17 protein-coding genes are annotated in these 22216 nt (G+C 73.9%); 4 read left to right on the top strand and 13 right to left on the bottom strand.

From position 1 onward, the window contains the following. Positions 1-870 precede the first annotated feature (870 nt). Positions 871-2226, bottom strand: coding sequence for an aminotransferase class V-fold PLP-dependent enzyme (locus ABQ292_RS19885; protein WP_369209448.1), 1356 nt, complete (start codon positions 2224-2226; stop codon positions 871-873). Between the two features lie 112 nt (positions 2227-2338). On the opposite strand from ABQ292_RS19885, the gene ABQ292_RS19880 reads away from it, so the two are divergent. Then, positions 2339-4120, top strand: a complete 1782-nt coding sequence (locus ABQ292_RS19880; RefSeq protein WP_369209447.1) for a putative bifunctional diguanylate cyclase/phosphodiesterase — start codon at positions 2339-2341, stop codon at positions 4118-4120. 26 nt (positions 4121-4146) lie between these two features. On the opposite strand, the gene htpX is transcribed toward ABQ292_RS19880, so the two are convergent. Continuing rightward, positions 4147-5013 (bottom strand): zinc metalloprotease HtpX, encoded by an 867-nt coding sequence (gene htpX, locus ABQ292_RS19875; protein WP_369209449.1) that lies wholly within the window; start codon positions 5011-5013, stop codon positions 4147-4149. 202 nt (positions 5014-5215) lie between these two features. Between htpX and ABQ292_RS19870 the strand changes: the two genes are divergently transcribed. Both ABQ292_RS19870 and ABQ292_RS19865 read left to right on the top strand, forming a co-directional pair. Next, a complete protein-coding gene (locus ABQ292_RS19870) occupies positions 5216-7174 on the top strand; it encodes a 2-oxoacid:acceptor oxidoreductase subunit alpha (protein ID WP_369209446.1) in 1959 nt (652 codons plus the stop codon). Beyond that, positions 7171-8283, top strand: a complete 1113-nt coding sequence (locus ABQ292_RS19865) for a 2-oxoacid:ferredoxin oxidoreductase subunit beta (protein WP_369209445.1) — start codon at positions 7171-7173, stop codon at positions 8281-8283. Before ABQ292_RS19870 ends, ABQ292_RS19865 begins: the two co-directional genes overlap by 4 nt. Before the next feature lie 109 nt (positions 8284-8392). On the opposite strand, the gene pdxR is transcribed toward ABQ292_RS19865, so the two are convergent. Beyond that, positions 8393-9775: a MocR-like pyridoxine biosynthesis transcription factor PdxR gene (gene pdxR, locus ABQ292_RS19860; protein WP_369209444.1), complete on the bottom strand. Its 1383-nt coding sequence runs from the start codon at positions 9773-9775 to the stop codon at positions 8393-8395. A gap of 84 nt (positions 9776-9859) precedes the next feature. Between pdxR and ABQ292_RS19855 the strand changes: the two genes are divergently transcribed. Then, positions 9860-10522: a pyridoxamine 5'-phosphate oxidase family protein gene (locus tag ABQ292_RS19855; protein WP_369209443.1), complete on the top strand. Its 663-nt coding sequence runs from the start codon at positions 9860-9862 to the stop codon at positions 10520-10522. Here ABQ292_RS19855 and ABQ292_RS19850 read toward each other — a convergent pair. The 10 genes from ABQ292_RS19850 to ABQ292_RS19805 form a co-directional block, all read right to left on the bottom strand. Beyond that, positions 10519-11697: a PQQ-dependent sugar dehydrogenase gene (locus ABQ292_RS19850; RefSeq protein WP_369209442.1), complete on the bottom strand. Its 1179-nt coding sequence runs from the start codon at positions 11695-11697 to the stop codon at positions 10519-10521. The genes ABQ292_RS19855 and ABQ292_RS19850 overlap by 4 nt on opposite strands. 117 nt (positions 11698-11814) lie before the next feature. Continuing rightward, positions 11815-12873, bottom strand: coding sequence for a polyprenyl synthetase family protein (locus ABQ292_RS19845; RefSeq protein WP_369209441.1), 1059 nt, complete (start codon positions 12871-12873; stop codon positions 11815-11817). Beyond that, entirely contained in the window at positions 12873-14417 is a 1545-nt protein-coding gene (nuoN, locus tag ABQ292_RS19840; RefSeq protein ID WP_369209440.1) for an NADH-quinone oxidoreductase subunit NuoN, read from the bottom strand. The genes ABQ292_RS19845 and nuoN overlap by 1 nt, the downstream gene beginning before the upstream one ends. After that, positions 14417-16084: an NADH-quinone oxidoreductase subunit M gene (locus ABQ292_RS19835; RefSeq protein WP_369209439.1), complete on the bottom strand. Its 1668-nt coding sequence runs from the start codon at positions 16082-16084 to the stop codon at positions 14417-14419. The genes nuoN and ABQ292_RS19835 overlap by 1 nt, the downstream gene beginning before the upstream one ends. Positions 16085-16142: 58 nt before the next feature. Continuing rightward, positions 16143-18047, bottom strand: coding sequence for an NADH-quinone oxidoreductase subunit L (nuoL, locus tag ABQ292_RS19830; protein ID WP_369209438.1), 1905 nt, complete (start codon positions 18045-18047; stop codon positions 16143-16145). Between the two features lie 15 nt (positions 18048-18062). Beyond that, on the bottom strand, positions 18063-18362 hold the full coding sequence (gene nuoK / locus ABQ292_RS19825) for an NADH-quinone oxidoreductase subunit NuoK (protein ID WP_116451019.1): 300 nt from the start codon (positions 18360-18362) through the stop codon (positions 18063-18065). After that, complete coding sequence (locus ABQ292_RS19820; RefSeq protein WP_369209437.1) at positions 18359-19198, bottom strand: NADH-quinone oxidoreductase subunit J; 840 nt, start codon at positions 19196-19198, stop codon at positions 18359-18361. The genes nuoK and ABQ292_RS19820 overlap by 4 nt, the downstream gene beginning before the upstream one ends. Continuing rightward, positions 19195-19845: an NADH-quinone oxidoreductase subunit NuoI gene (gene nuoI, locus ABQ292_RS19815; RefSeq protein WP_369209436.1), complete on the bottom strand. Its 651-nt coding sequence runs from the start codon at positions 19843-19845 to the stop codon at positions 19195-19197. The genes ABQ292_RS19820 and nuoI overlap by 4 nt, the downstream gene beginning before the upstream one ends. Beyond that, on the bottom strand, positions 19838-21340 hold the full coding sequence (gene nuoH, locus ABQ292_RS19810) for an NADH-quinone oxidoreductase subunit NuoH (protein ID WP_369209435.1): 1503 nt from the start codon (positions 21338-21340) through the stop codon (positions 19838-19840). The genes nuoI and nuoH overlap by 8 nt, the downstream gene beginning before the upstream one ends. Continuing rightward, positions 21337-22216 (bottom strand): molybdopterin dinucleotide binding domain-containing protein (locus ABQ292_RS19805; protein ID WP_369209434.1); only part of this gene is annotated, 880 nt, incomplete at its 5' end. The genes ABQ292_RS19805 and nuoH, both read right to left, overlap by 4 nt.

Raw genomic sequence — 22216 nt, 5'->3', positions numbered from 1 at the left:
AACCGTTCAACCTCACGGTGCCCTGTGCCAGCGCCAGCAAGCACCCGGCCCCTGTGAGACGAACCACGACGACCGGCGCGGTCGAGAGGGCTGCACAGCGCTGTACCTGCAGCCTGTCCGTACGTATGACGTGGAGGAGGACGACGTGGAGCCGCTGACCGGCCGCAGTCATCGACGTGGCGCGCAACGCGGTGACACAGACGCTCTCCGCCTCACCTGCCGCCGCCCGCGTCGAGCCGCTCGACCCCGTGGCTCGTGACGTGATGACGATCCGACGCCGATGGCACCAGCCGGGCCTGTCGGCGTCCGAGCGTCAGCGCACCAGCACCGCTGGTGGCCCCGCGGCCGAGCGGGCCCGTCCTGGTCCGGTCACGACCGGGAGGTCGGCATCGACGCCCCTGTGCCCACCGCCTCACGTGCGGCCGCTCAGGCTCGGGCCGGTCCGCTCGACCCGCGGAGGTCAGCGCTGGGAGTACCAGCCCGGCCTCGTCCGCGCGTGGTCGCGACAGGCCACGGGACGTCGTGCTGGTCCCCCGGGCCCGTCGGTCCTCGGGTTCCCGCCGCTTCTCCATCGAGCGCGGCTCCGGTCCTCGTCCCGCTCGGCCCGCACGGAGCAGACATCAGCCGCCGTGCGCTGCTGCGCCCGACATCAACCGGTGCTGCAGCTCGCTGACGACCGCTGACCACACGTCCGCCCACGTACCGGAGGGCAGCTGGAGCTCTCCTGCGGACTCGACCCAGCGGGACCCTCGCCCGCACGAGGCCTGCGGGGAGTCCGCGATCCAGCCGTCATCGACCGTCGTCGGCCAGCAACGGCCGATCAGGGACCCGCAGGTCAGCGTGCGGTCCGAACGCGGGCGGCGGGTCCGGTCACACGGACACCGGCGTCGTGGACCGGACCCGGGGGACGAACTCCCCGCGCGCGTCGAGCACGTACCGCTCGGCGCCCTCGGGGGTGGCGGCGATCTCGCGCAGCGCCTGGCCCAGGAGCGGGATGTCGGTGAGGTAGGTCTGCCGGTTGGCGCTGACGCGGACCGCTCCGGGGAGCCGGTGGCGCGCGCCCGCGCGGACGTCGGCGTGGAACTGGGCGACCTCGACCTCGGAGAGGTCGAGCAGCCGGCCCATGTAGGGGTGCGCGCAGAAGCAGCCGCTCCGGGTGCCGATCGCCCACTCGTTGGCCAGCCGGGCGGCCAGCAGACCGTGCGGCACGCCCTCGAGGTTGAAGGCGGCGACCGGCAGCCGGTCCCCGGTGACCGGCCCCAGCCGGCGCAGGCCGGGCACCGACCGGAGCTCGGAGTCCAGCGCGCGCACCAGGTGGTCCTCGTGCGCCCGCACCGAGGACCACCCGTCGCTGCGCAGCTCGTCGGCCGCCGCGGTGAGGGCCACGACCCCGACGACGTTGGGCGAACCGGCGTCGTCCCGGTCGGGGCCGTCGGCCCAGACGACGTCGTCGAAGGAGACGGCCTCGACCGCGCCGCCGCCCACCAGGAACGGCTCCCCGCCGGCGAGCAGCGCGCGGGGGACGACGAGGGCGCCGGCACCGAACGGTGCGTACATCTTGTGGCCCGAGAAGGCGATCACGTCGATGCCCAGGGCGGTGATGTCCACGGGACGGTGCGGCACCAGCTGCGCGCCGTCGACCACCACCAGCACCCCGCGCCGGCGGGCGGCGGCCGCGATGGCCCGCAGGTCGGGCAGCCAGCCGGTGACGTTGGAGCCGCCCGTGACGGCGAGGACGCGGGGCCGCGGGTGCTGGTCCAGCGCGGCCTCGACCGCGGAGACGTCGAAGGTGCCGCTCTCGTCGACGTCCACGACGCGCAGCTGTGCGTGCCGCTGCCAGGGCAGCAGGTTGGCGTGGTGCTCGGCGGCCGTGGTGACGACGACGTCGTCCCTGGTCAGGCCCAGGCGGAAGGCCAGCAGGTTCAGCGCCTCGGTGGTGTTCCGGGGGAACAGCGCCTGGTGCGTGGCCGGGTCGCCGCCGACGAAGCGCACCATGATCTCGCGCGCCTCCTCGTAGCGCTTGCTCGTCAGCTGGGAGCGGATCCCGGCCCCGCGGTGCACGCTCGCGTACCAGGGCAGGAACTCCTGGACCGCCCGGGCGACGACCACCGACGCCGAGCTGGTGGCGGCGGTGTCGAGGTCGACGTACTGGCGGGGCTGCCCGTCGAGCACCGGCACCCACAGGTCGTCACCCACGTACTGGCCGGCCGTGAAGGACAGCGTCATCTCCATGACAGCCTGATCGACGCCCGGCCACGGAACTTGAACGACTCCACCGAGATCCCCACGACGGGTGTAGTCGCTCAAGTCACAGCGGGGCGCGTCCGATCCGCCCTGCATGACGATGCACGACGAGCGTGCCGGGAAGCGGCCGCGCCCCCGCCGGGCCTTCCGGCTGACCTCCCGCGTCTTCTGGGACATGGCCATCTACATGGTCGGTCTCGGCCTCGCCGTCGGGTTCGTCTTCCCGCCGTTCGCCGTGCTCCTCGGGGTGCCGGAGGCCATCGCCCACCGGCCGGTCTTCAGCTCGGCCTGCCTGGTGGCCGGCTTCCTCGTGGGCGCGATGAACTACGCGCTGTGCCGCGGGGTCGTCGGCGGCCGGATGGAGGTGCTCGGCAGCCACCTGCGGTCGGCGACGGGCGTCATCACCTCCGCCTCCAGCTCCGGCGACTGGTCCGAGGCGGTGTTCGAGCGCATCACCGTCGACTCCGACGACCAGATCGGCGAGGCCGGCCGGGCGTTCAACAGCCTCCTGGGCGCGGTGGAGGGTCGGAAGGAGCTCGAGGACCGGCTGCGCTACCAGGCCTTCCACGACGCGCTCACCGGCCTGCCGAACCGCGCCTTCTTCATGGAGCGGCTCGCCGAGGCCGACGTGGCCCGCCGCGAGTCGGGCACGCCGTCGGCCGTGCTGTTCCTCGACGTCGACAACCTCAAGGCGGCTAACGACAGCCTCGGCCACGAGGGCGGCGACGCGCTGATCAAGCTCCTCGGCGACCGCATGGTCGGCAGCGTCCGCGACACCGACACGGTGGCCCGCCTCTCCGGGGACGAGTTCGCCGTGCTGCTCACCGGCCCGGGCAGCGCCCACCAGGCCGAGCGCGTCGCGCACCGCATCCTCGACTCGCTGCGGGCGCCCACGCGGATCGGCGAGCACCTGGTGCGCACCGGACTGAGCATCGGGCTGGCGACCTCGGACGCGTGCGCGGCCAGCGGCATCAGCATGCTCCGCGCCGCTGACCTGGCGATGTACGCGGCCAAGACCGGCGGCAAGGGCCGCCTCGAGGTCTTCCAGCCCAGCCACCACACGGCCCAGGTGCAGCGCGACGCCGTCCGGGCGGACCTGTCCGGCGCGCTCGACGCCGAGCAGCTGGAGCTGCACTACCAGCCCATCGTCGACGTCTCGTCGCAGGTCGTCGTCGGTTTCGAGGCGCTGGTCCGGTGGCGGCACCCCGTGCGCGGTCTGGTGTCGCCGGTGGAGTTCATCCCGCTGGCCGAGGAGACGGGTCTCATCGTGCCGATCGGCCGCTGGGTGGTGCAGGAGGCCACGCGGCAGGCCGCCGCCTGGCAGCACCGCTCACCGCTCGGCCGGCTGCGGATGAGCGTCAACGTCTCCGTCCGGCAGTTCCACCACCCCGACCTGGTCGGGGACGTGGCCGAGGCGCTGCGCCAGTCGGGCCTGGATCCCTCGCTGCTCACCCTCGAGATCACCGAGTCGCTGTTCGCGCACGACACCGAGGAGACGACCCGCAAGATCGGCCAGCTCAAGGCCCTGGGCGTCCGTCTGGCCCTCGACGACTTCGGCACCGGCTACTCGTCGCTGGGCTACCTGCGGCGCTTCCCGATCGACACGCTGAAGATCGACAAGTCCTTCATCGACGCCGTCACCACCAGCCCCGAGGGGCACGCCGTCGTCGCGGCCATCACCCAGCTCGGCCACGACCTGCACCTCGAGGTCGTGGCCGAGGGGCTGGAGACCGGCGAGCAGCTCGCGGCCCTCCGCGCGCTGGACTGCCCGCTCGGCCAGGGCTACCACTTCTCCCGCCCGCTGGTCCCCGGCGACGCGGTGAAGCTGCTGCTGACCGGGCGCCGGTCCGAGCCGACCATGCTCGTCCCCGCGTGACCCGGTGACCGGGAGCCCCGGGGCGCTCAGCCGTCCCGGGCCATCCGCTCCAGCCGCGCGATCCGCTCGGCCATCGGCGGGTGCGTGGCGAACAGCGCCGCCAGCCCGGCCGGCCGGAACGGGGCGGCGATCATCAGGTGGCTCTGGGTCACCAGGCGGTCGTCCGGCGGCAGCGGGCGGGCCACCGCCCCGCGGGAGATCCGGCGCAGCGCGCCGGCCAGGGCCAGCGGGTCGCCGGACAGCCGCGCGCCGGCAGCGTCGGCCTCGTACTCGCGGCTGCGGCTGACCGCCAGCTGCACCAGTGCCGCGGCCAGCGGGCCGAGCACCACCAGCAGCAGCGTGCCGAGCACGTTGGCTCCGCCCCGGTCCTCCGAGCGACCGCCGAAGAGCCAGGCGAACGTGGCCAGGTGCGCCAGGTACGTGACGACGGTGGCCAGCGCGCCGGCGACCGAGCTGATGAGGATGTCGCGGTTGTAGACGTGCGAGAGCTCGTGGGCGAGCACCGCCCGCAGCTCCCGCCGGTCGAGCAGCTCGAGCACCCCCTGCGTGCAGCAGACCGCCGCCCGGCGCGGCGTGCGGCCGGTGGCGAACGCGTTGGGCTGGTCGGTGGGGCTGACGTAGAGGCGCGGCATCGGCTGGCGGGCCTCGGTGGCCAGCTCGCGGACCATCGCGTACAGCCCGGGCGCCTGCGTCTCCGTGACGGGGAAGGCGCGCATCGCGCGCAGTGCCAGCCGGTCGGAGCCGTACCAGGCCCAGCCGTTGACCCCCAGCGCGACCACGAGGGCCACCAGCAGTCCCCCGCGGCCCCCGACCAGGGCACCGGCGGCGAGGACGAGACCGGCCATCAGCCCCAGCAGGAGGGCGGTCCGCACCCCGTTGCCCCAGCGCTGCACCCCCCGTGAACGGAACGCCCCTGACCGCCGTTCCCGGCGTCGGCGTGCGACGCCGCTCACGGACGGCTCCGGCCGGAATCCCCGACCGGCCGACGGGGTTGCAGACTCCAGACCGCTGCCCCCGCGGCCGAGTTCGTGATGCCCGTCACGCCTCCGGCCCCGACACAGCCACGTAACCTCGGCCGTTGGAGGTAACAGCCTGATGACTGCTCTCGAACCGTCCACCACGCCCGGCAGCTCGGCCCCCGGTGGGCTCGTGAAGAGCGTCGTCGAGCTCGACCGCGTCGTCATCCGGCTCGCCGGCGACTCCGGCGACGGCATGCAGCTGACCGGCAACCGGTTCACCAGCGAGACCGCGTCCTTCGGCAACGACCTGTCGACGCTGCCCAACTTCCCCGCCGAGATCCGCGCCCCCACGGGGACCCTGCCCGGCGTCAGCTCCTTCCAGCTGCACTTCGCCGACCACGACATCATGACCCCGGGCGACGCCCCGGACGTCCTGGTGGCCATGAACCCGGCGGCGCTCAAGGCCAACCTCGCCGACCTGCCCGGCGGCGGGCTGGTGATCGTCGACAGCGACGAGTTCACCCCCCGCAACCTGGCCAAGGTCGGCTACGCGACCAACCCCCTCGAGGACGGTTCGCTCGAGGGCTGGCAGGTCGTCAGCGTCGCGCTCACCAGCATGACCCTGGAGGCGCTCAAGGACTCCGGCCTCGGCAAGAAGGAGGCCGAGCGGAGCAAGAACATGTTCACCCTCGGCCTGCTCAGCTGGATGTACCACCGGCCGACCGAGGGCACCGTCCGCTTCCTCGAGCGGCAGTTCCGCCGCAAGCCGGAGATCGCCGCGGCCAACATCGCCGCCTTCCGCGCCGGCTACAACTACGGCGACACGACGGAGGCCTTCGCGGTCTCCTACGAGATCAAGCCGGCCCCGATGGCCCCGGGCCGCTACCGCAACATCTCCGGCAACCAGGCGCTGGCCCTCGGGCTGGTCGCCGCCGGACAGCGGTCGGGCCTGCCGGTGTTCCTGGGCGCCTACCCGATCACCCCGGCGTCGGACATCCTCCACGAGCTGTCCCGGCACAAGTCCTTCGGCGTGCGCACCTTCCAGGCCGAGGACGAGATCGCCGGCATCGGCGCGGCGCTGGGCGCCTCGTTCGGCGGCGCGCTGGGCATCACGACGACGTCCGGCCCCGGCGTCTCGCTGAAGTCCGAGGCCCTGGGCCTGGCCGTGATGACCGAGCTGCCGCTGGTCGTCGTCGACGTGCAGCGCGGCGGTCCCTCCACCGGCCTGCCCACCAAGACCGAGCAGTCGGACCTGCTGCAGGCCATGTTCGGCCGCAACGGCGAGGCCCCGCTGCCGGTCATCGCGCCCCGCTCGCCCGGTGACTGCTTCGACGCCGCCCTCGAGGCGGCGCGGATCGCGCTGAAGTACCGGACGCCGGTCATGCTGCTCTCCGACGGCTACCTGGCCAACGGCGCCGAGCCGTGGGCGATCCCGTCGGTCGACGAGCTGCCCGACCTGTCGGTGGACTTCGCCACCGAGCCCAACGGCGCCGCCGCCGACGGGACGCCGGAGTTCCTCCCCTACCTGCGCGACCCCGGGACGCTGGCCCGGCCGTGGGCCGTCCCGGGCACCTCGGGGATGCAGCACCGCATCGGCGGGCTGGAGAAGGCCGACAAGACCGGCAACATCTCCTACGACCCGGCCAACCACGACCTGATGACCCGGCTGCGGCAGGCCAAGGTCGACGGCATCGCCGCCGACATCCCGCCGACCGACGTCGACGACCCCGACGGCGACGCCCGCGTGGCGGTCATCGGCTGGGGCTCGACCTACGGGCCGATCGGCGCGGCCTGCCGGCGGATCCGCCGCTCGGGCCGTTCGGTCGCCCAGATCCACCTCCGGCACGTCAACCCCATGCCGGCCGACCTCGGTGAGGTCCTGCGCCGGTACGACCGGGTGGTCTGCCCCGAGATGAACCTCGGGCAGCTGTCCCTGCTGCTGCGCGCCCGGTACCTCGTCGACGTCCAGAGCCACACGCAGGTGCGCGGGCTGCCCTTCCGGGCCGCCGAGCTCGCCGCGGTGGTGCAGGACGTCATCGACTCCACGACTCCCGACAGCACCGCCCCGACCGCTCCCACCGGAGGCACGAAGTGACCACCTCCCCGCACGTGCACGACCTCGGCATGCCGGGGACGCCGATCGACGCCAACATCCAGCAGGCGATCGCCGAGTCGGTCACCAGCCAGGGCGAGAAGCAGACCTCGCTCAAGGCCAAGGACATGAAGACCGACCAGGAGGTCCGCTGGTGCCCCGGCTGCGGTGACTACGTCATCCTCAACGCGGTCCAGAGCTTCCTGCCCGGCCTCGGCATCGCCCGGGAGGACATGGTCATCGTCTCGGGCATCGGCTGCTCGTCGCGCTTCCCGTACTACATGAACACCTACGGGATGCACTCGATCCACGGCCGGGCCCCGGCCATCGCCACCGGCCTGGCCGCCTCGCGGCCGGACCTGTCGGTGTGGGTCGTCACCGGCGACGGCGACGCGCTGTCGATCGGCGGCAACCACCTGATCCACGCGCTGCGCCGCAACGTGAACATGACGATCCTGCTGTTCAACAACCGGATCTACGGGCTGACCAAGGGGCAGTACTCCCCCACCTCCGAGGTCGGCAAGGTCACCAAGTCCACCCCGATGGGCTCGCTGGATCACCCGTTCAACCCGGTGTCGCTGGCGATCGGCGCCGACGCCACGTTCGTCGGGCGGGCCATGGACTCCGACCGCAAGGGCCTCACCGAGGTGCTGCGCCAGGCGGCCGAGCACGAGGGCACCTCCCTGGTCGAGATCTACCAGAACTGCAACATCTTCAACGACGGCGCGTTCGACCTGCTCAAGGACCCGGCCACCGGGCCGATGTGGACGATCCCGCTGGTGCACGGGCAGCCGCTGGTCTTCGGCCCGGACGGCGCCTCGTGCGTCGTCCGCGACGACTCCGGCGGCCTGCGGATCGCCGAGACCAACCAGGTCGACGCGAGCGAGATCGTCGTCCACGACGCCACCCGCCAGGACCCCTCCTACGCGTTCGCGCTCTCGCGGCTGTCCAGCCAGGACCTGCGCTACACGCCCATGGGCGTCTTCCGCTCGGTGCGCAAGCCCACCTACGACCGGATGATGGCCGACCAGCTCGAGGAGGCCCGCACCCAGGGCCCCGGCGACCTCGAGGCGCTGCTCGCCGGCGGCGACACCTGGACCGTCAGCGCCTGAGGCCGATCCGGGCCTGGCCCCGTCCCGGGTCCCACCCCGAGCGTGCGAAGGGTGGGGAGGACGGGGTCCTTCCTCCGTCTCCCCTTCCGGGAGGCGGGCCGGTCCGCGTTCAGGCCCGGTCGAGCGCCTCGCGGAGCACACCGCCGAGGACCGGCAGGACCCGCACCAGGTCGGCGCGCGCCGGGGCGGCGAAGCCGAGCACCAGGCCGGCGGTCGGCCGGTGCGGCCCGGGGCCGGCAAGGTGCCGGGCCAGCGCGTCGACGGAGATCCCGGCCGCGGCCGCCGCGGCGACGACGACCTCCTCGGTCGCCCGGTCCGGCAGCGGGACGAGCACGTGCGCGCCGGCGGGGTCGCCCGTCACCGGCACCCCGGCCGCACGGAGGGCGTGCAGGACCAGACCGCGCCGCTCGGCCAGCTCCCGGCGCAGCCGCCGCAGGTGCCGGGAGAGGTCACCGGAGGCGGCGAGCGCCGCGAGGACCCGCTGCCCCGCCCGTGCCGGACGGGTCCCGGTGGCGGTCCGGGCGGCGACCAGCTCCGCGCGCAGCGACGCCGGCGCCACCAGCCACCCGGTGCCGAGGGTCGGGCTGACGACCTTGCTGCTCGTCCCGAGGTGCACGACGACGTCCGGGCCGAGCGCGGCCAGCAGCGGCAGCGGTGCGACGTCGTAGCGCAGCTCCCCGTCGTAGTCGTCCTCCAGCACCCACCAGCCCTCCGCCCGCGCCCGGGCGACGAGCGCCACCCGACGCGCCGCGGACAGCCGCCGGCCCAGCGGGAACTGGTGCGCCGGCGTGCAGTAGACGGCGGTCAGGTCCGCCGGGAGCGCCTCGACGACCAGCCCGTCGTCGTCCACGGGGCAGGGCACGACCTCGATCCCGGCGGCGCGCAGCGCGCCGGCCGCCCGCTGGTAGCCGGGGTCCTCGATGCCGACGCGGCTGCCCCGGCGCAGGACGCGGGCGACCTCGGCCACCGCCGCGGACGTGCCCGCGGTGGCCAGCACGTCCGACGGGTCGGCGGGCAGCCCGCGGTGCCGCAGCAGGTGCTCGGTGACGGCGAGCTGGAAGCCGGTGTCCCCGGCCGGTTCCGGGCCGGCGTCGGGCGCGACGTCGCCGGCCGCCCGCCACGCCCGCCGCCACGCGGCCCGGTCGAGGACCTCCAGGCAAGGCGACCCGGCCCGCAGGTCGACCGACGCCGGGGCCGGCGAGCGCGACGGCGGGCGCGGCGCGGGCACGGTGGGCCCACCGGGAGCCGAGCCGACGACGAAGGTGCCCGCCCCGCGCCGTCCGGCCGCCCAGCCCTCGGCCAGCAGCTGGTCGTAGGCGGCCGAGGTGACGGTGCGGCTGACCTGCAGCGCCACGGCCAGCTCGCGGGTGGACGGCAGCCGGTCGCCCGGGCGCAGCACCCCGCCGGCGGCCGCCGTCCGCAGCGCGTCGGCGAGCTGGACCGACAGGGGCCGCCCGGACCCGCGGTCCAGCACGATCGGCGGGACGTGCACGGGCACCTCCGTCGTGCAGTGGCCTGGTGGAACGGCAGCGTACTGGCCCTTCCAGGAGGCCAGTCGCTACCCCAGGGTGGCAGTGTGGACTCCGCACCGCCGCTCTCCCCCACCGCCCGCAGCACCGTCCGCCGGAACGCCACGCGTGCCCGGACCGACCGCGCCGAGCTGTACGCTGTCCTCGACGCCGGGCTGGTCGGCCACCTCGGGGTGGTGCTCGACGGCGCCCCCGTCGTGCTGCCCACCGGCTACGGACGGCGGGGGGACACCCTCTACCTGCACGGCTCCACCGGCGCGGCCACGCTGCGCGCGGCGGCGGCCGGCGGGCCGGTGTGCTTCACCGTCACCCACCTCGACGGCGTCGTCTACGCCCGCTCGGCGTTCCACCACTCGATGAACTACCGCTGCGCCGTCGTCCACGGGGCCGCGCGGCTGGTCACCGACCCCGACGAGCGCCGGCTCGGCCTGGAGGTGCTCACCGAGCACCTGGCGCCGGGCTCGTGGGAGGCGACCCGGCAGCCGGACCGGAAGGAACTGGCCGCGACGTCGCTGCTGGCCCTGGACCTGGCCGAGGCCAGCGTGAAGGTGCGCACGGGCCCGCCCGGCGACGACGAGCAGGACCTGTCCGCATCGGTGTGGGCCGGGGTCCTGCCGCTGCGCACCGTCGTCGGCACCCCCGAGCCGGACCCGCTGCTGCCGCCCGGGATCGCCGTACCCGAACGGGTGGCCGGACGGGCACTCGACTAGGCGGGCGTCACCCGGAGCAGGCGGTCGTCGCCCTCGCCGTTGTCGGTGGTCAGGTACAGCGCGCCGTCGGCACCGAGCAGCGGCGTGCGCACCCGGCCGTAGGTGTCCTCCAGCTCCGGCACCCGGAACTGCTCGAGCAGCCGGCCGTCCTCGTCGATGCGCAGCGCGAGCACGCCGGTGCCCTTCTGCACGCCGAGCAGCAGCACGCCGTCGTAACCGCCCCACTGCGCGCCGCTGACGAACTCACCACCGCTGGTGGCGATGGCCGGGTTCCCGGAGGACCACACGGCCGGGATCGCGCCGTCGAGCTCCGGGTCGGTCATCGGGACGCTCTCGTCGTACCGGCCCGCCGGCCCGTCGGGCGCGCCGTCGGGGTCGTAGCCGTAGTTGCCGCCGGGGACCGACCGGTTGACCTCGTCGTCGCGGCGGGTGCCCTGCTCGACGGTGTAGACCTCGCCGGTCCCGGGCCGGACGGCGATGCCCTGCACGTTGCGGTGGCCGTAGCTGAGCACCAGCCGTGTGGCCGGGTCGGCCGAGTCGGCGAAGGGGTTGCCCGGGGCGGGGCCGCCGGTGGCCGGGTCGATGCGGAGCACCTTGCCGGCCAGGGTGGAGAGGTCCTGGGGGTTGCTGCCGACGGCGTTGTCACCGGTGCCCACGAGCAGCGCCCCCGAGGGGTCGAAGCGCACGCGGCAGCCGCCGTGCCGGCCGGTGCGCTCGTTGACCGGGACGTCCCCGAGCAGCGGGTCGGCCACGCGGGTCGCCCTCCTCCAGCCCGCGTCGACGGTCCAGGCGACCACCTGGATCTCCGCGCCACCGTCCTCCTCGACGCCCTGGCAGGTGTAGAACCGCCGGTTCCCCGCGAACGCCGGGTCGAGAACCAGGCCCATCAGGCCGGTCTCGCCGTCGGCGAACAGGTCGGAGAAGTCGGCGTCGACCTCGCGCGCGGTGCCGTCGGGCAGGACGGCGGTGAACCCGCCGTCGCGCTCGTCGACCAGCAGGGTGCCGTCAGGAGCGCGGGCGACGTCCCAGGGGTGGTCGAGCCCGTCGAGGACCGTCTCCACCTCCAGCGCGGGGACGGCGACCGACGGGGTGGCCGCGACGTCGGCGTCCCCCTCGTCGTCCTGACCGCTGGGCGCGGCGCTGCAGCCGGCGAGGAGGACGGCAGCGGCCAGCACGGCCCCCGTGCAGGGGCCCGCCGCGAGCCCTGGTCGGCCGCCCTGCAGGGTCCCGCCGCGAGCCTGCGAGTGGTGGGGGGCAGGGTGGTCCTTCCAGGGGGGCACGGGGGTCCTTCGTCAGCTGGTGCGGGTCACCACGTAGTCGCACAGCGCCGAGAGGGCGTCGCGGACCTCACCGGCGGGGACCTCCGACAGCGATGCCTGGGCGCGGTCGGCGTAGCCGCGCAGCACCTCCGTCGCGCGGGCCAGCGCCGCCGATCCGCGCAGCAGTGCCAGCGCCTCGGCGTGCTCGGCGTCGTCGGACAGCGGCCGGGCGACCAGCTCGCGCAACCGGGCCTCGGCGGGCTCGTCACCGGCCAGGGCGATGAGGGCCGGCAGGGTGGCGATGCCCTCGCGCAGGTCGGTGCCCGGCGACTTCCCGGAGGCGCCGTCCTCGCTGACGATGTCGAGCAGGTCGTCGGAGAGCTGGAAGGCCACGCCGACCAGCTCGCCGAAGCGGGTGAGCGCCTCCACGAGCGGGGGGTCGACACCGGCGAAGGACGCGCCGAAGCGGGCCGAGGTGGCCACCAGGGACCCGGTCTTGTCGGCGAGCACCTCGAGGTAGTGCGCCACCCGGTCCTCGCCCGGGCGCGCGCCCACCGTCTCCCGGATCTGCCCGGTCACCAGCCGCTCGAAGGTGCGCGCCTGGATGCGCACCGCCTCCGGCCCGAGGTCGGCGAGGATGTCGGAGGCGCGGGCGAAGAGGAAGTCGCCGGTCAGGATGGCGACGCTGTTGGTCCACCGGCTGTTGGCACTGGGCGCCCCGCGGCGGACGGCGGCCTCGTCCATGACGTCGTCGTGGTAGAGCGTGGCCAGGTGCGTGAGCTCGCAGACGACGGCCGCCCGTACGACGTCGGGGGCGCGCGCGTCGCCGAGCTGCGCGGCCAGCAGCGCCAGCATCGGCCGGAACCGCTTGCCCCCGGCGGCCATGAGGTGCCCGGCCGCCTCGGAGACGAAGGAGTGGTCGCTGGCCACCGCGGTGGCCAGCGCTGTCTCCACCCGGCCCAGACCGTCGGTGAGCGACGTGCCCAGGGGGCCGTCGGGCAACCAGGCGCCCACGGTGGAGGCGGGGGTGGAGATGCGGTGCCAGACCTCGGCCGGGGCGATCCCGTCGACGGCGGCACGGGGTCCGGTCATCAACCGACGAATCTAGCCGCCTGGTCGGCCAGACCGAGCACCGACCCGGGGACGATCCCGAGGACGAGCGTGGCCGCCGCCGTCACTGCGAGCACGACGGTGGTGGGCAGACCGGGCACGCCGACGGTGGGCCCGTCGGCCGCGGGCTCGGAGAAGTACATGAGCACGATGACCCGCAGGTAGAAGAACGCCGCCACCGCACTGGCCAGCAGGGCGACCACGACCAGCGGCCAGGCGCCGTCCTCGATCGCGGCCCGGAAGACGGCGAACTTGCCGGTGAAGCCGCTGGTGAGCGGGATCCCGGCCAGCGCGAGCAGGAACAGGCTCATCACCGCGGCGGTCAGCGGCGAACGCTGGGCCAGGCCGGCCCACTGCGACAGGTGCGTGGCCTCGCCGTCGCCGCTGCGTACCAGGGTGAGGACGGCGAACGCGCCGAGCGTGGTGAGGCCGTAGGCGAGCAGGTAGAACATCGTGGCCGACAGCCCGGAGCCTGCGGCGTCCCCGGCGACGGAGAACCCGAGGACGCCGGTGAGCAGGAAGCCGGCGTGCGCCACCGACGAGTAGGCCAGCATCCGCTTGAGGTCGGTCTGGGTGAGCCCGAGGACCGCACCCACCACCATCGACACGATCGCGACGCCGTAGACCAGCGGCCGCCAGGTCCACTCGTCGGTGCCGAAGGCGACGTAGAGCAGCCGCAGGATGGCGCCGACGGCGGCGACCTTGGTGCAGGCGGCCATGAACGCGGTCACCGGGGTGGGCGCCCCCTGGTAGACGTCGGGCGTCCAGGTGTGGAACGGCGCCACGCTGGCCTTGAACAGCAGTCCGACGACGAGCAGCGCCAGCCCCAGGACCAGCAGGACGTCGCCTCCGCCGGTGCCCACGGCGTCGCGGACGTCGGCCAGCCGCACGCTGCCGGAGGCGCCGTAGACCAGCGCCAGGCCGTAGAGGAAGAACGCCGAGGCGAACGCCCCGAGCAGGAAGTACTTGACCGCCGCCTCCTGCGAGAGCAGCCGGCGCCGGCGGGCCATGCCACTGATCAGGTACAGCGGCAGGCTGAGCACCTCGAGGGCGACGAACATGACCAGCAGGTCGTTGGCCGTGACGAACAGCATCATGCCGCCGATGGCGAAGACCGCCAGCGGGTAGACCTCGGTCTGCACCCGCTGGACGGTGAGCAGCTCGCGGTCGCGGATGCTGCCGGCCGGCACGGCCGCGGAGACGACGAACGCCGAGCGGGCCGGGTCGAGCTTGCGCTCGGCGAACAGCAGGACCGACAGCGCGCCCAGGCCGGCGATGGTGGCCTGCAGGAACAGCCCGGCACCGTCGACGGCCAGCGCGCCACCGGCGGTGATCTCCCGGGTGCCGGCCAGCAGCAGCGTGCTGACCAGGCCGCCGACGGTGCCGACGAGCGCGATGGCGACCTGCACCGCGTGGCGGTCCCGGGGGCCGAACGCCTCCACCAGCACCCCGACGCAGGCGGCGCCGAAGACGAACAGCAGCGGTGCGAGCGCGGCCAGCGACAGGTCGGGGGCCTCGATCGGCATCAGTCGGTCCCCTCGGGAGAGGTGGCGGGGGTGGTGCCGGCCGGGTCGGCGCCGACGTCGCTCATGGTGGCGGCGACCGCCGGCTCGATCAGCCGGATCAGCGGCTGCGGGTAGACGCCCAGCACGACGATCAGCGCCACCAGCGGGGCGACGACGGCGACCTCCCGGCGGGACAGGTCGCGCACCCGCATCACCGCGCGGGCGGGCGCAGGGGCGGTGAGGGTCGCCGTCGCGGCGGTCGCGCCGTGGCCGCCGCCGATGGGCGAGCCGTGACCGCCGCCCGCGGGCGCCGCGGCGCCGTCCCCGGCGTCGTCCCCGGTATCGACCAGCACACCGCGCGGCGGGCCGTGCATCGTCCGTTGGTAGAGCAGCAGCACGTACAGCGCGGCCAGGACGATGCCGACGGTGGCGAGCACCGTGTACACCGGCCGCGTCGGGAACGAGCCGATCAGCACGAGGAACTCGCTGACGAAGCTGTTGGTGCCCGGCAGCGCCAGCGAGGCCAGCCCCGCGACGAGGAAGACGCCGGCCAGCTTGGGCGCGGCGCTGGCCACGCCGCCGTAGTCGCCCACCAGCCGCGAGCCGCCGCGGGCGATGAGCATGCCGACGACGAGGAACAGCAGGCCGGTCGCGATGCCGTGGTTGACCATGTAGAGCACCGCGCCGGTGCCGGCCTCGGTGGTGAACGCGAAGACGCCCAGCGCGATGAAGCCGAAGTGGGCGATCGAGGTGTAGCTGACCAGCCGCTTCATGTCGCTCTGCCCCATCGCCAGCAGCGCCGCGTACAGCACCCCCGCGACGGCGAGCGCCAGCACGTACGGCGCGAACTCGCGGGAGGCGTCGGGGAACAGCGGCAGGCAGTAGCGCAGGAAGCCGAAGGTGCCCACCTTGTCGAGGACGCCGACGAGCAGCACCGACCCGCCGATGGGGGCCTCGGCACCGGCGTCGGGCAACCAGGTGTGGAACGGCACGAGCGGCGCCTTGATGGCGAAGGCGATGAAGAAGCCGAGGAACAGCAGCCGCTGCACGCCCGGGTCGATGTCGAGGTCGCGCAGCGCCTCGAAGGCGAAGGTGCCCTCCCCCGCCGACTCGCTGACCACGTACAGCCCGATCACGGCGGCGAGCATGATCAGCCCGCCGACCAGGCTGTAGAGGAAGAACTTCACCGCGGCGTACTGCCGGCGCGGGCCGCCGAAGCTGCCCACGATGAAGTACATCGGGACGAGCATCGCCTCGAAGAAGACGTAGAAGAGGAAGACGTCGGTGGCGGCGAAGACGCCGACCATGCACGCCTCGAGCAGCAGCAGCCACGCCCAGAAGGCGCGCATCGAGCGGCGCCCGGGTGGGACGTCGCGCCAGGAGGCGAGCACCACGACGGGGACGAGCACCCCGACCAGCAGCAGCATCACCAGCGCGATGCCGTCGACGCCGAGGGCGAAGTCGACGCCGAAGCCGGGGATCCACGGCGTCGAGGTGGTCAGCTGGAACCGCTCCCCGCCGGGGTCGAAGGCGACCGTGGCGAGCACGGCCAGCAGCAGGACGACCAGGCTCACGCCCAGGGTGACCTGGCGGGCCAGCGCCGCGTTCGCGCGGGGCAGCGCCGCGACGCCGGCGGCGCCCACCGCGGGCACCACCAGCATCGCGAGCAGGAGCAGGGAGCCGCTCACGCCACGGTCCTCATGTCGTCGTCCTCTCCCGTCCGGCCGGTCCGCCGTCCGACCCCGCTCATCCGGCCGTCACCGCCAGCAGCGCCCCGGCCACGAGGACCGCGCCGCCGAGCATCCCGAGCGCGTAGGACCGGACGAAGCCGGTCTGCGCGCGGCCCAGCCGCGACGACGAGCCGCCGAGGGTGGCGGCCAGGCCGTTGACCGCGCCGTCGACCCCGCGGTTGTCCACCCACACCAGCGCGCGGGTCAGCCACTGTCCGGGGCGCATGAACAGCGACTCGTTGACCGTGTCGGCGTAGAGCGCCTTCCGCGCGGCGCGGGTGACCGGGGAGACGCGGGACGGCGCGACCACGGGGATCTCGCGGCGGCCGACGAACAGCCACGCGGCGAGGACGCCGACCAGCATCACCGCCGTCACCACGATCCCGACGACGGCGGGCGCCACGACGTGCGCGGCCTCCTCGGGGGCGCCGAAGACCGGGGCCAGCCACTCGTCGAGCGGGAAGAGGTTGACCAGCAGGAAGCCGGCGGCCACCGAGCCGATGGACAGCACGACCATCGGCGCGGTCATCACCGACGGCGACTCGTGCGGGTGCACGTCGTCGGTCCAGCGCGGCCGGCCGAGGAAGGTCATCAGCATCAGCCGGGTCATGTAGAAGGCGGTCAGCCCCGCGCCGACGACCGCGACCGCGCCCAGCAGCCAGCCCGACGTCCCGCCGCGGTCCAGCGCCGCCTCGATGATCGCGTCCTTGGTCCAGTAGCCGGACAGGAACGGGAAGCCGATGAGCGCGAGGTAGCCCAGCCCGAAGGTCACGAAGGTGACCGGCAGCTCCCGGGCCAGCCCGCCGAACCGGCGCATGTCCACCTGGTCGTCCATCGCGTGCATGACCGACCCGGCACCGAGGAAGAGCCCGGCCTTGAAGAAGCCGTGGGTGAGCAGGTGGGCGATGCCGGCGGCGTAGCCGACCGGGCCGAGTCCCACGGCCAGGAACATGTAGCCGATCTGGCTGACCGTCGAGTACGCCAGCACCTTCTTGATGTCGTCGTACGCGCAGCCGGCGATCGCGCCGATGAGCAGCGTGACCGCGCCGACGGCGAGGACGACGGTGCGTGCGGTCGGGGTCAGGTCGTAGATCGGCGCGGACCGGGCGATGAGGTAGACGCCCGCGGTGACCATCGTCGCGGCGTGGATGAGCGCCGAGACCGGCGTCGGGCCCTCCATGGCGTCGGGCAGCCAGGCCTGCAGCGGGAACTGGCCGGACTTGCCGCACGCCCCGAGCAGCAGGAGCAGGCCGATCGCGGTGACCGTGCCACCGGCCAGCGCACCCACCCCGCCGAAGACGCCCTCGTAGCTGACCGTGCCGAGCTGGGCGAACATCACGAAGATCGCCAGCGCCAGGCCGACGTCGCCGACCCGGTTCATGATGAACGCCTTCTTGGCGGCGGTCGCCGCCGCGGGGCGCTCGTGCCAGAAGGCGATGAGCAGGTAGGAGGCCAGGCCCACGCCCTCCCACCCGACGTAGAGGGCCACGTAGTTGTCGCCGAGGACCAGCAGCAGCATCGCCGCGACGAACAGGTTGAGGTAGGCGAAGAACCGGCGCCGGCGCGGGTCGTGCGCCATGTAGCCGATCGAGTAGACGTGGATGAGCGCGCCCACGCCGGTGATCAGCAGCACGAACGTCGCCGACAGCGGGTCGACCAGCAGGCCGGCCTGCACGTCGAGCGAGCCGGCGGAGACGAACGTGAACAGGTCGACGTCGACCGAGCGCTGGTCGCTGCCGGCCAGCTGCACGGTGCACAGCAACCCGACGACGAAGGCGACGACGACCGTCGCCGTCCCCAGCAGGTGGCCCCAGCGGTCGGTGCGCCGGCCGCCCAGCAGCAGGACGGCGGCGCCGGCCAGCGGCAGCGCGACGACCAGCCAGGCGGAGCTGAGCAGCCCCTCGGCCGCGACGGTGTCCATGGTCCCCGGCTCCCGTCAGTACTTGAGCAGGTTGGCGTCGTCGACCGACGCCGACCGGCGGGTCCGGTAGATCGACATGATGATCGCGAGACCGACGACGACCTCGGCGGCGGCCACGACCATGACGAAGAAGGCCATGATCTGGCCGTCGACGGTGCCGGTGGCCCGGGCGAAGGTGACCAGCGTCAGGTTCACCGAGTTCAGCATCAGCTCGACGCACATGAACACGACGATCGCGTTGCGCCGGACCAGCACGCCGACCGCGCCGATGGTGAACAGGATCGCGGCCAGCACCAGGTAGTAGGTGAGAGTCACCGGTGCCCGCCCTCCACGCCGTCGGTGGTGCCGAGCGCCGCGTCGGGGCTGCCGAGCTGGGCCCGGCCGGTCGGACGGGGCATCTGGTCGACCTCCTGCGCCTCGCTGCCGGTGGCGACGGTCTCCTCGGACGGGCGCCCGTCGGGCAGCAGGGCGGGAGCGGCGACGGAGTTGGCGCGGGCGTAGACGCCGGGGCCGGGCAGCGTCTGCGGTCGGTCGGTGAGGAAGCGCGCCCGGGACAGCTCCTTCTGGGTGCGGCGGGTGCCGGGCTCGCGCTCGATGTGGGCGAGCACCATCGCGCCGACGGCCGCGGTGATCAGCAGCGCGCTGGTCACCTCGAAGGCCAGCAGGTAGCGGGTGAACAGCACCTCGGCGATCAACTCGATGTTGCCCTGCTCGCCCTGCGCGTCGGTCAGGCCGGTGGCCACCGTGTCCTGGGTGGCGCGGGCGATGCCGGCGCCGACCAGGGCGGCGAAGCCCACCCCGAGCACGATCGCCGCCACCCGCTGGCCGCGCAGGGTCTCCACGACGGAGTCGGAGGAGTCGCGGCCGACCAGCATGAGGACGAAGAGGAACAGGATCATGATCGCGCCGGTGTAGACGATGATCTGCACCGCCCCGAGGAACGGCGCCTCCTGCACGACGTAGAAGACGCCGAACGCGAGCATCGTGTTGACCAGCCAGAGCGCCGAGTGGACGGCGTTGCGGCTGAACACCATCCCCAGCGCCCCGGCCAGCGCGATCGGCCCGAGCACCCAGAAGACGACGGCCTCCCCGGTGCCCAGCTGCACCGAGGTGTCGGCGGCCAGTGCCAGGGGAGCGGCCACCACGCTCATGCCCGCTCCGCCGTCACCGGCTCGGCGGAGGACCCCGCCTGCGGCTCGCGCAGGTAGTAGTCCTTCTCGTCGTCGCCCAGCCGCATCGGGTGCGGCGGCTGCTCCATGCCCGGCAGCAGCGGAGCCATGAGCTGCTCCTTGGTGTAGATCAGGTCCTGGCGGTTGTCGTCGGCCAGCTCGAAGTCGTTGCTCATCGTCAGCGAGCGGGTCGGGCAGGCCTCGATGCACAGCCCGCAGAAGATGCAGCGCAGGTAGTTGATCTGGTAGACGCGCCCGTAGCGCTCCCCCGGCGAGTACCGCTCGTCCTCGGTGTTGTCGCCGCCCTCGACGTAGATCGCGTCGGCCGGGCAGGCCCAGGCGCACAGCTCGCAGCCGACGCACTTCTCCAGCCCGTCGGGGTGCCGGTTGAGCACGTGCCGGCCGTGGTACCGCGGCTTGGTCACCTTCGGCGTCTCGGGGTACTGCTCGGTGGTCACCTTCTTGAACATCTGGCCGAAGGTGACGCCGAAGCCCTGGGCGGGCGCCGGGAGCAGGCCGCGGCGGGTCGGCGTGGCGCCGCCGTCGCGGCCGGCCCGCTCGACGGCACCCCTCGACGCCTGCGCGAGCCCCTTCTCCTCGCCGGTCGCCATCGGGTCCTGCTCAGCCATCGGGGTCCTCCTGTGCGCGGGTGGCGGTGCTGCCGCGGCGGCCGCTGCTGACGACACCGCTCCCGTCGGGACGGCCGGCCGGGGCGCCGACCGGTTCCGCGCGGCGCAGCCGGGGTGAGGGAGGCACGGTCAGGTCCATGGGCGGCACCGGGAAGCCACCCTCGGCGCGGGACGGGCCGGTGCGCTCCGCGGGCCGGCGCCGCGGTCCGGCCGGTGGCAGGACCTCCGCGTCCGGCTCGGTCGCCCGGACCGCCCCGGCCGCGGCCTGTTCCGCCATGATCCGGGTGTCGCGGTTGCTCATCCGGCTGGCGATCGCGAGGCCCGCGAGCACCAGCAGCGCGATCGGCACGCCGACGAAGAGCGCCACCTGACCGGTGGACAGGTCCACCTCGCGGGAGACGGTGCGCATCGTGGCGACGACGAGGATCCAGACCAGCGCCGTCGGGACGAGCACCTTCCACCCGAAGCGCATGAACTGGTCGTAGCGCAGCCGGGGCAGCGTGCCACGCAGCCAGATGAACACGAACAGCGCGGCGGTGACCTTGAGGAAGAACCACAGCAGCGGCCACCAGCCGGAGTTGGCGCCGTCCCAGATCGACAGCGGCCACGGAGCCCGCCAGCCACCGAGGAACAGCGTCGCGGCCAGGGCGGAGACGGTGACCATGTTGATGTACTCGGCGAGGAAGAACAGCGCGAACTTCAGCGACGAGTACTCGGTGTGGAAGCCGCCGACCAGCTCGCTCTCGGCCTCGGGCAGGTCGAAGGGCGCGCGGTTGGTCTCACCGACGACGGCGATCACGTAGATGACGAAGCTGACCGGCAGCAGGACGGCGAACCAGCTCGGCCCGGTGAACTCCAGGCCGAAGAAGGACACCTGGTTGCCGTCGGCCTGGGCCGCGACGATCTCCGAGGTCGACATCGAGCCGGCGTAGAGGAACACCGCGACGATCGACAGCCCCATCGCGATCTCGTAGCTGACCATCTGCGCCGCGCTGCGCAGGGAGCCCAGCAGCGGGTAGGTCGAGCCGGAGGCCCAGCCGCCGAGCACGATCCCGTAGACGCCCATCGCCGAGCAGGCCAGGACGACGAGCACACCGATGGGGGCGTCGGTCAGCTGCAGCGGGGTGCGCTGGCCGAAGATGCTGACCACCGGGCCCAGCGGGATGACCGAGAAGGCCAGGAACGCCGGGATGGTCGCGATGACCGGGGCCAGGAAGTAGACCGGCCGGTCCGCGAGCGCCGGCATGATGTCTTCCTTGAAGGCCAGCTTCAGCCCGTCGGCCAGGCTCTGCAGCGACCCGCGCGGGCCGACCCGGTTGGGGCCGGAGCGCTGCTGCATGCGGGCCACGACCTTGCGCTCGAACACGATGGCGAACAGCGTCATCAGCACGAGCACCGCGAAGACGCCCACGATCTTGATGACCACGATCCACCAGACGTCGCGCCCGAAGTCCTCGAGCGTCGGCTGGTCGGCGGCGACGGCGAGCAGGGTCACGACCGAGCCTCGCCGGCGCCCGTCGCGGTCGCGCCCCCGGGTGCGCTGCCCCTGGGCGCCCTCGCCAGCTCGGTCACCTCGGCACCTCCGGTCGACAGGCGGACGACGCCGCCGGGCGCGGTGCCCAGCTGGGTGCGCAGCTCGCTGCCGGGCGAGCGCATCGGCAGCCAGACCACGCCGTCGGGCATCTCGGTGACCAGCACCGGCAGGGTCACCGAGCCGGTGGCGCCGGTGACGGTGAGCCCGTCGCCGTCGGCCAGGCCCAGCCGGGCGGCGGCCCCGGCGCCCAGCCGCGCCACCGGCGGGCGGGCGGTGCCGGCGAGCTCCGGCTCGTCGCGCTGCAGGGTGCCGACGTCGAGCAGCTGCCGCCAGGAGGCCAGCAGCGCCTCGCCGTCGCCCGGCTGCGGGGTCGCGACCGGTGGGACGTCGAGCCCGGTGGCCTCGGCCCGCTCGGGAGCGGCACCGAGCGCCGCGAGCTCGGCGCGGGCCGCCTCGGGCGTGGGCAGCCGCAGGTCGACGTCGAGGTACTCGGCCAGGCCGTGCAGCACCCGGCCGTCGGGCAGCTGCCCGGTGCCGTGCAGCGTGGCGTCGAAGGAGCGCACCCGCCCCTCCCAGTCGAGGTAGCTGCCGGCCTTCTCCGACGCGGCGGCGACCGGCAGGACGACGTCGGCGTGCTCGGTGACGGCGCTGGGCCGCTGCTCGAGGCTGACCACGAAGGACGCCGCCGCCAGGGCCGCCTCGGCCAGCCGCGGGTCGGGCAGGTCGGCCGGGTCGACACCACCGACGAGCAGGCCGGCCAGCCGCCCGTCGCGGACCGCGGTGAGGATGCCGGTGGTGTCCCGGCCCGGCGCGGCCGGCAGACCGGTGGGGTCCAGG

The sequence above is a fragment of the Geodermatophilus maliterrae genome (genome assembly GCF_041018925.1).
GTDB lineage: Bacteria > Actinomycetota > Actinomycetes > Mycobacteriales > Geodermatophilaceae > Geodermatophilus > Geodermatophilus maliterrae.
Note: the sequence above shows the minus strand (reverse complement) of the source record. Positions and strands in the feature narration are given on the sequence as shown.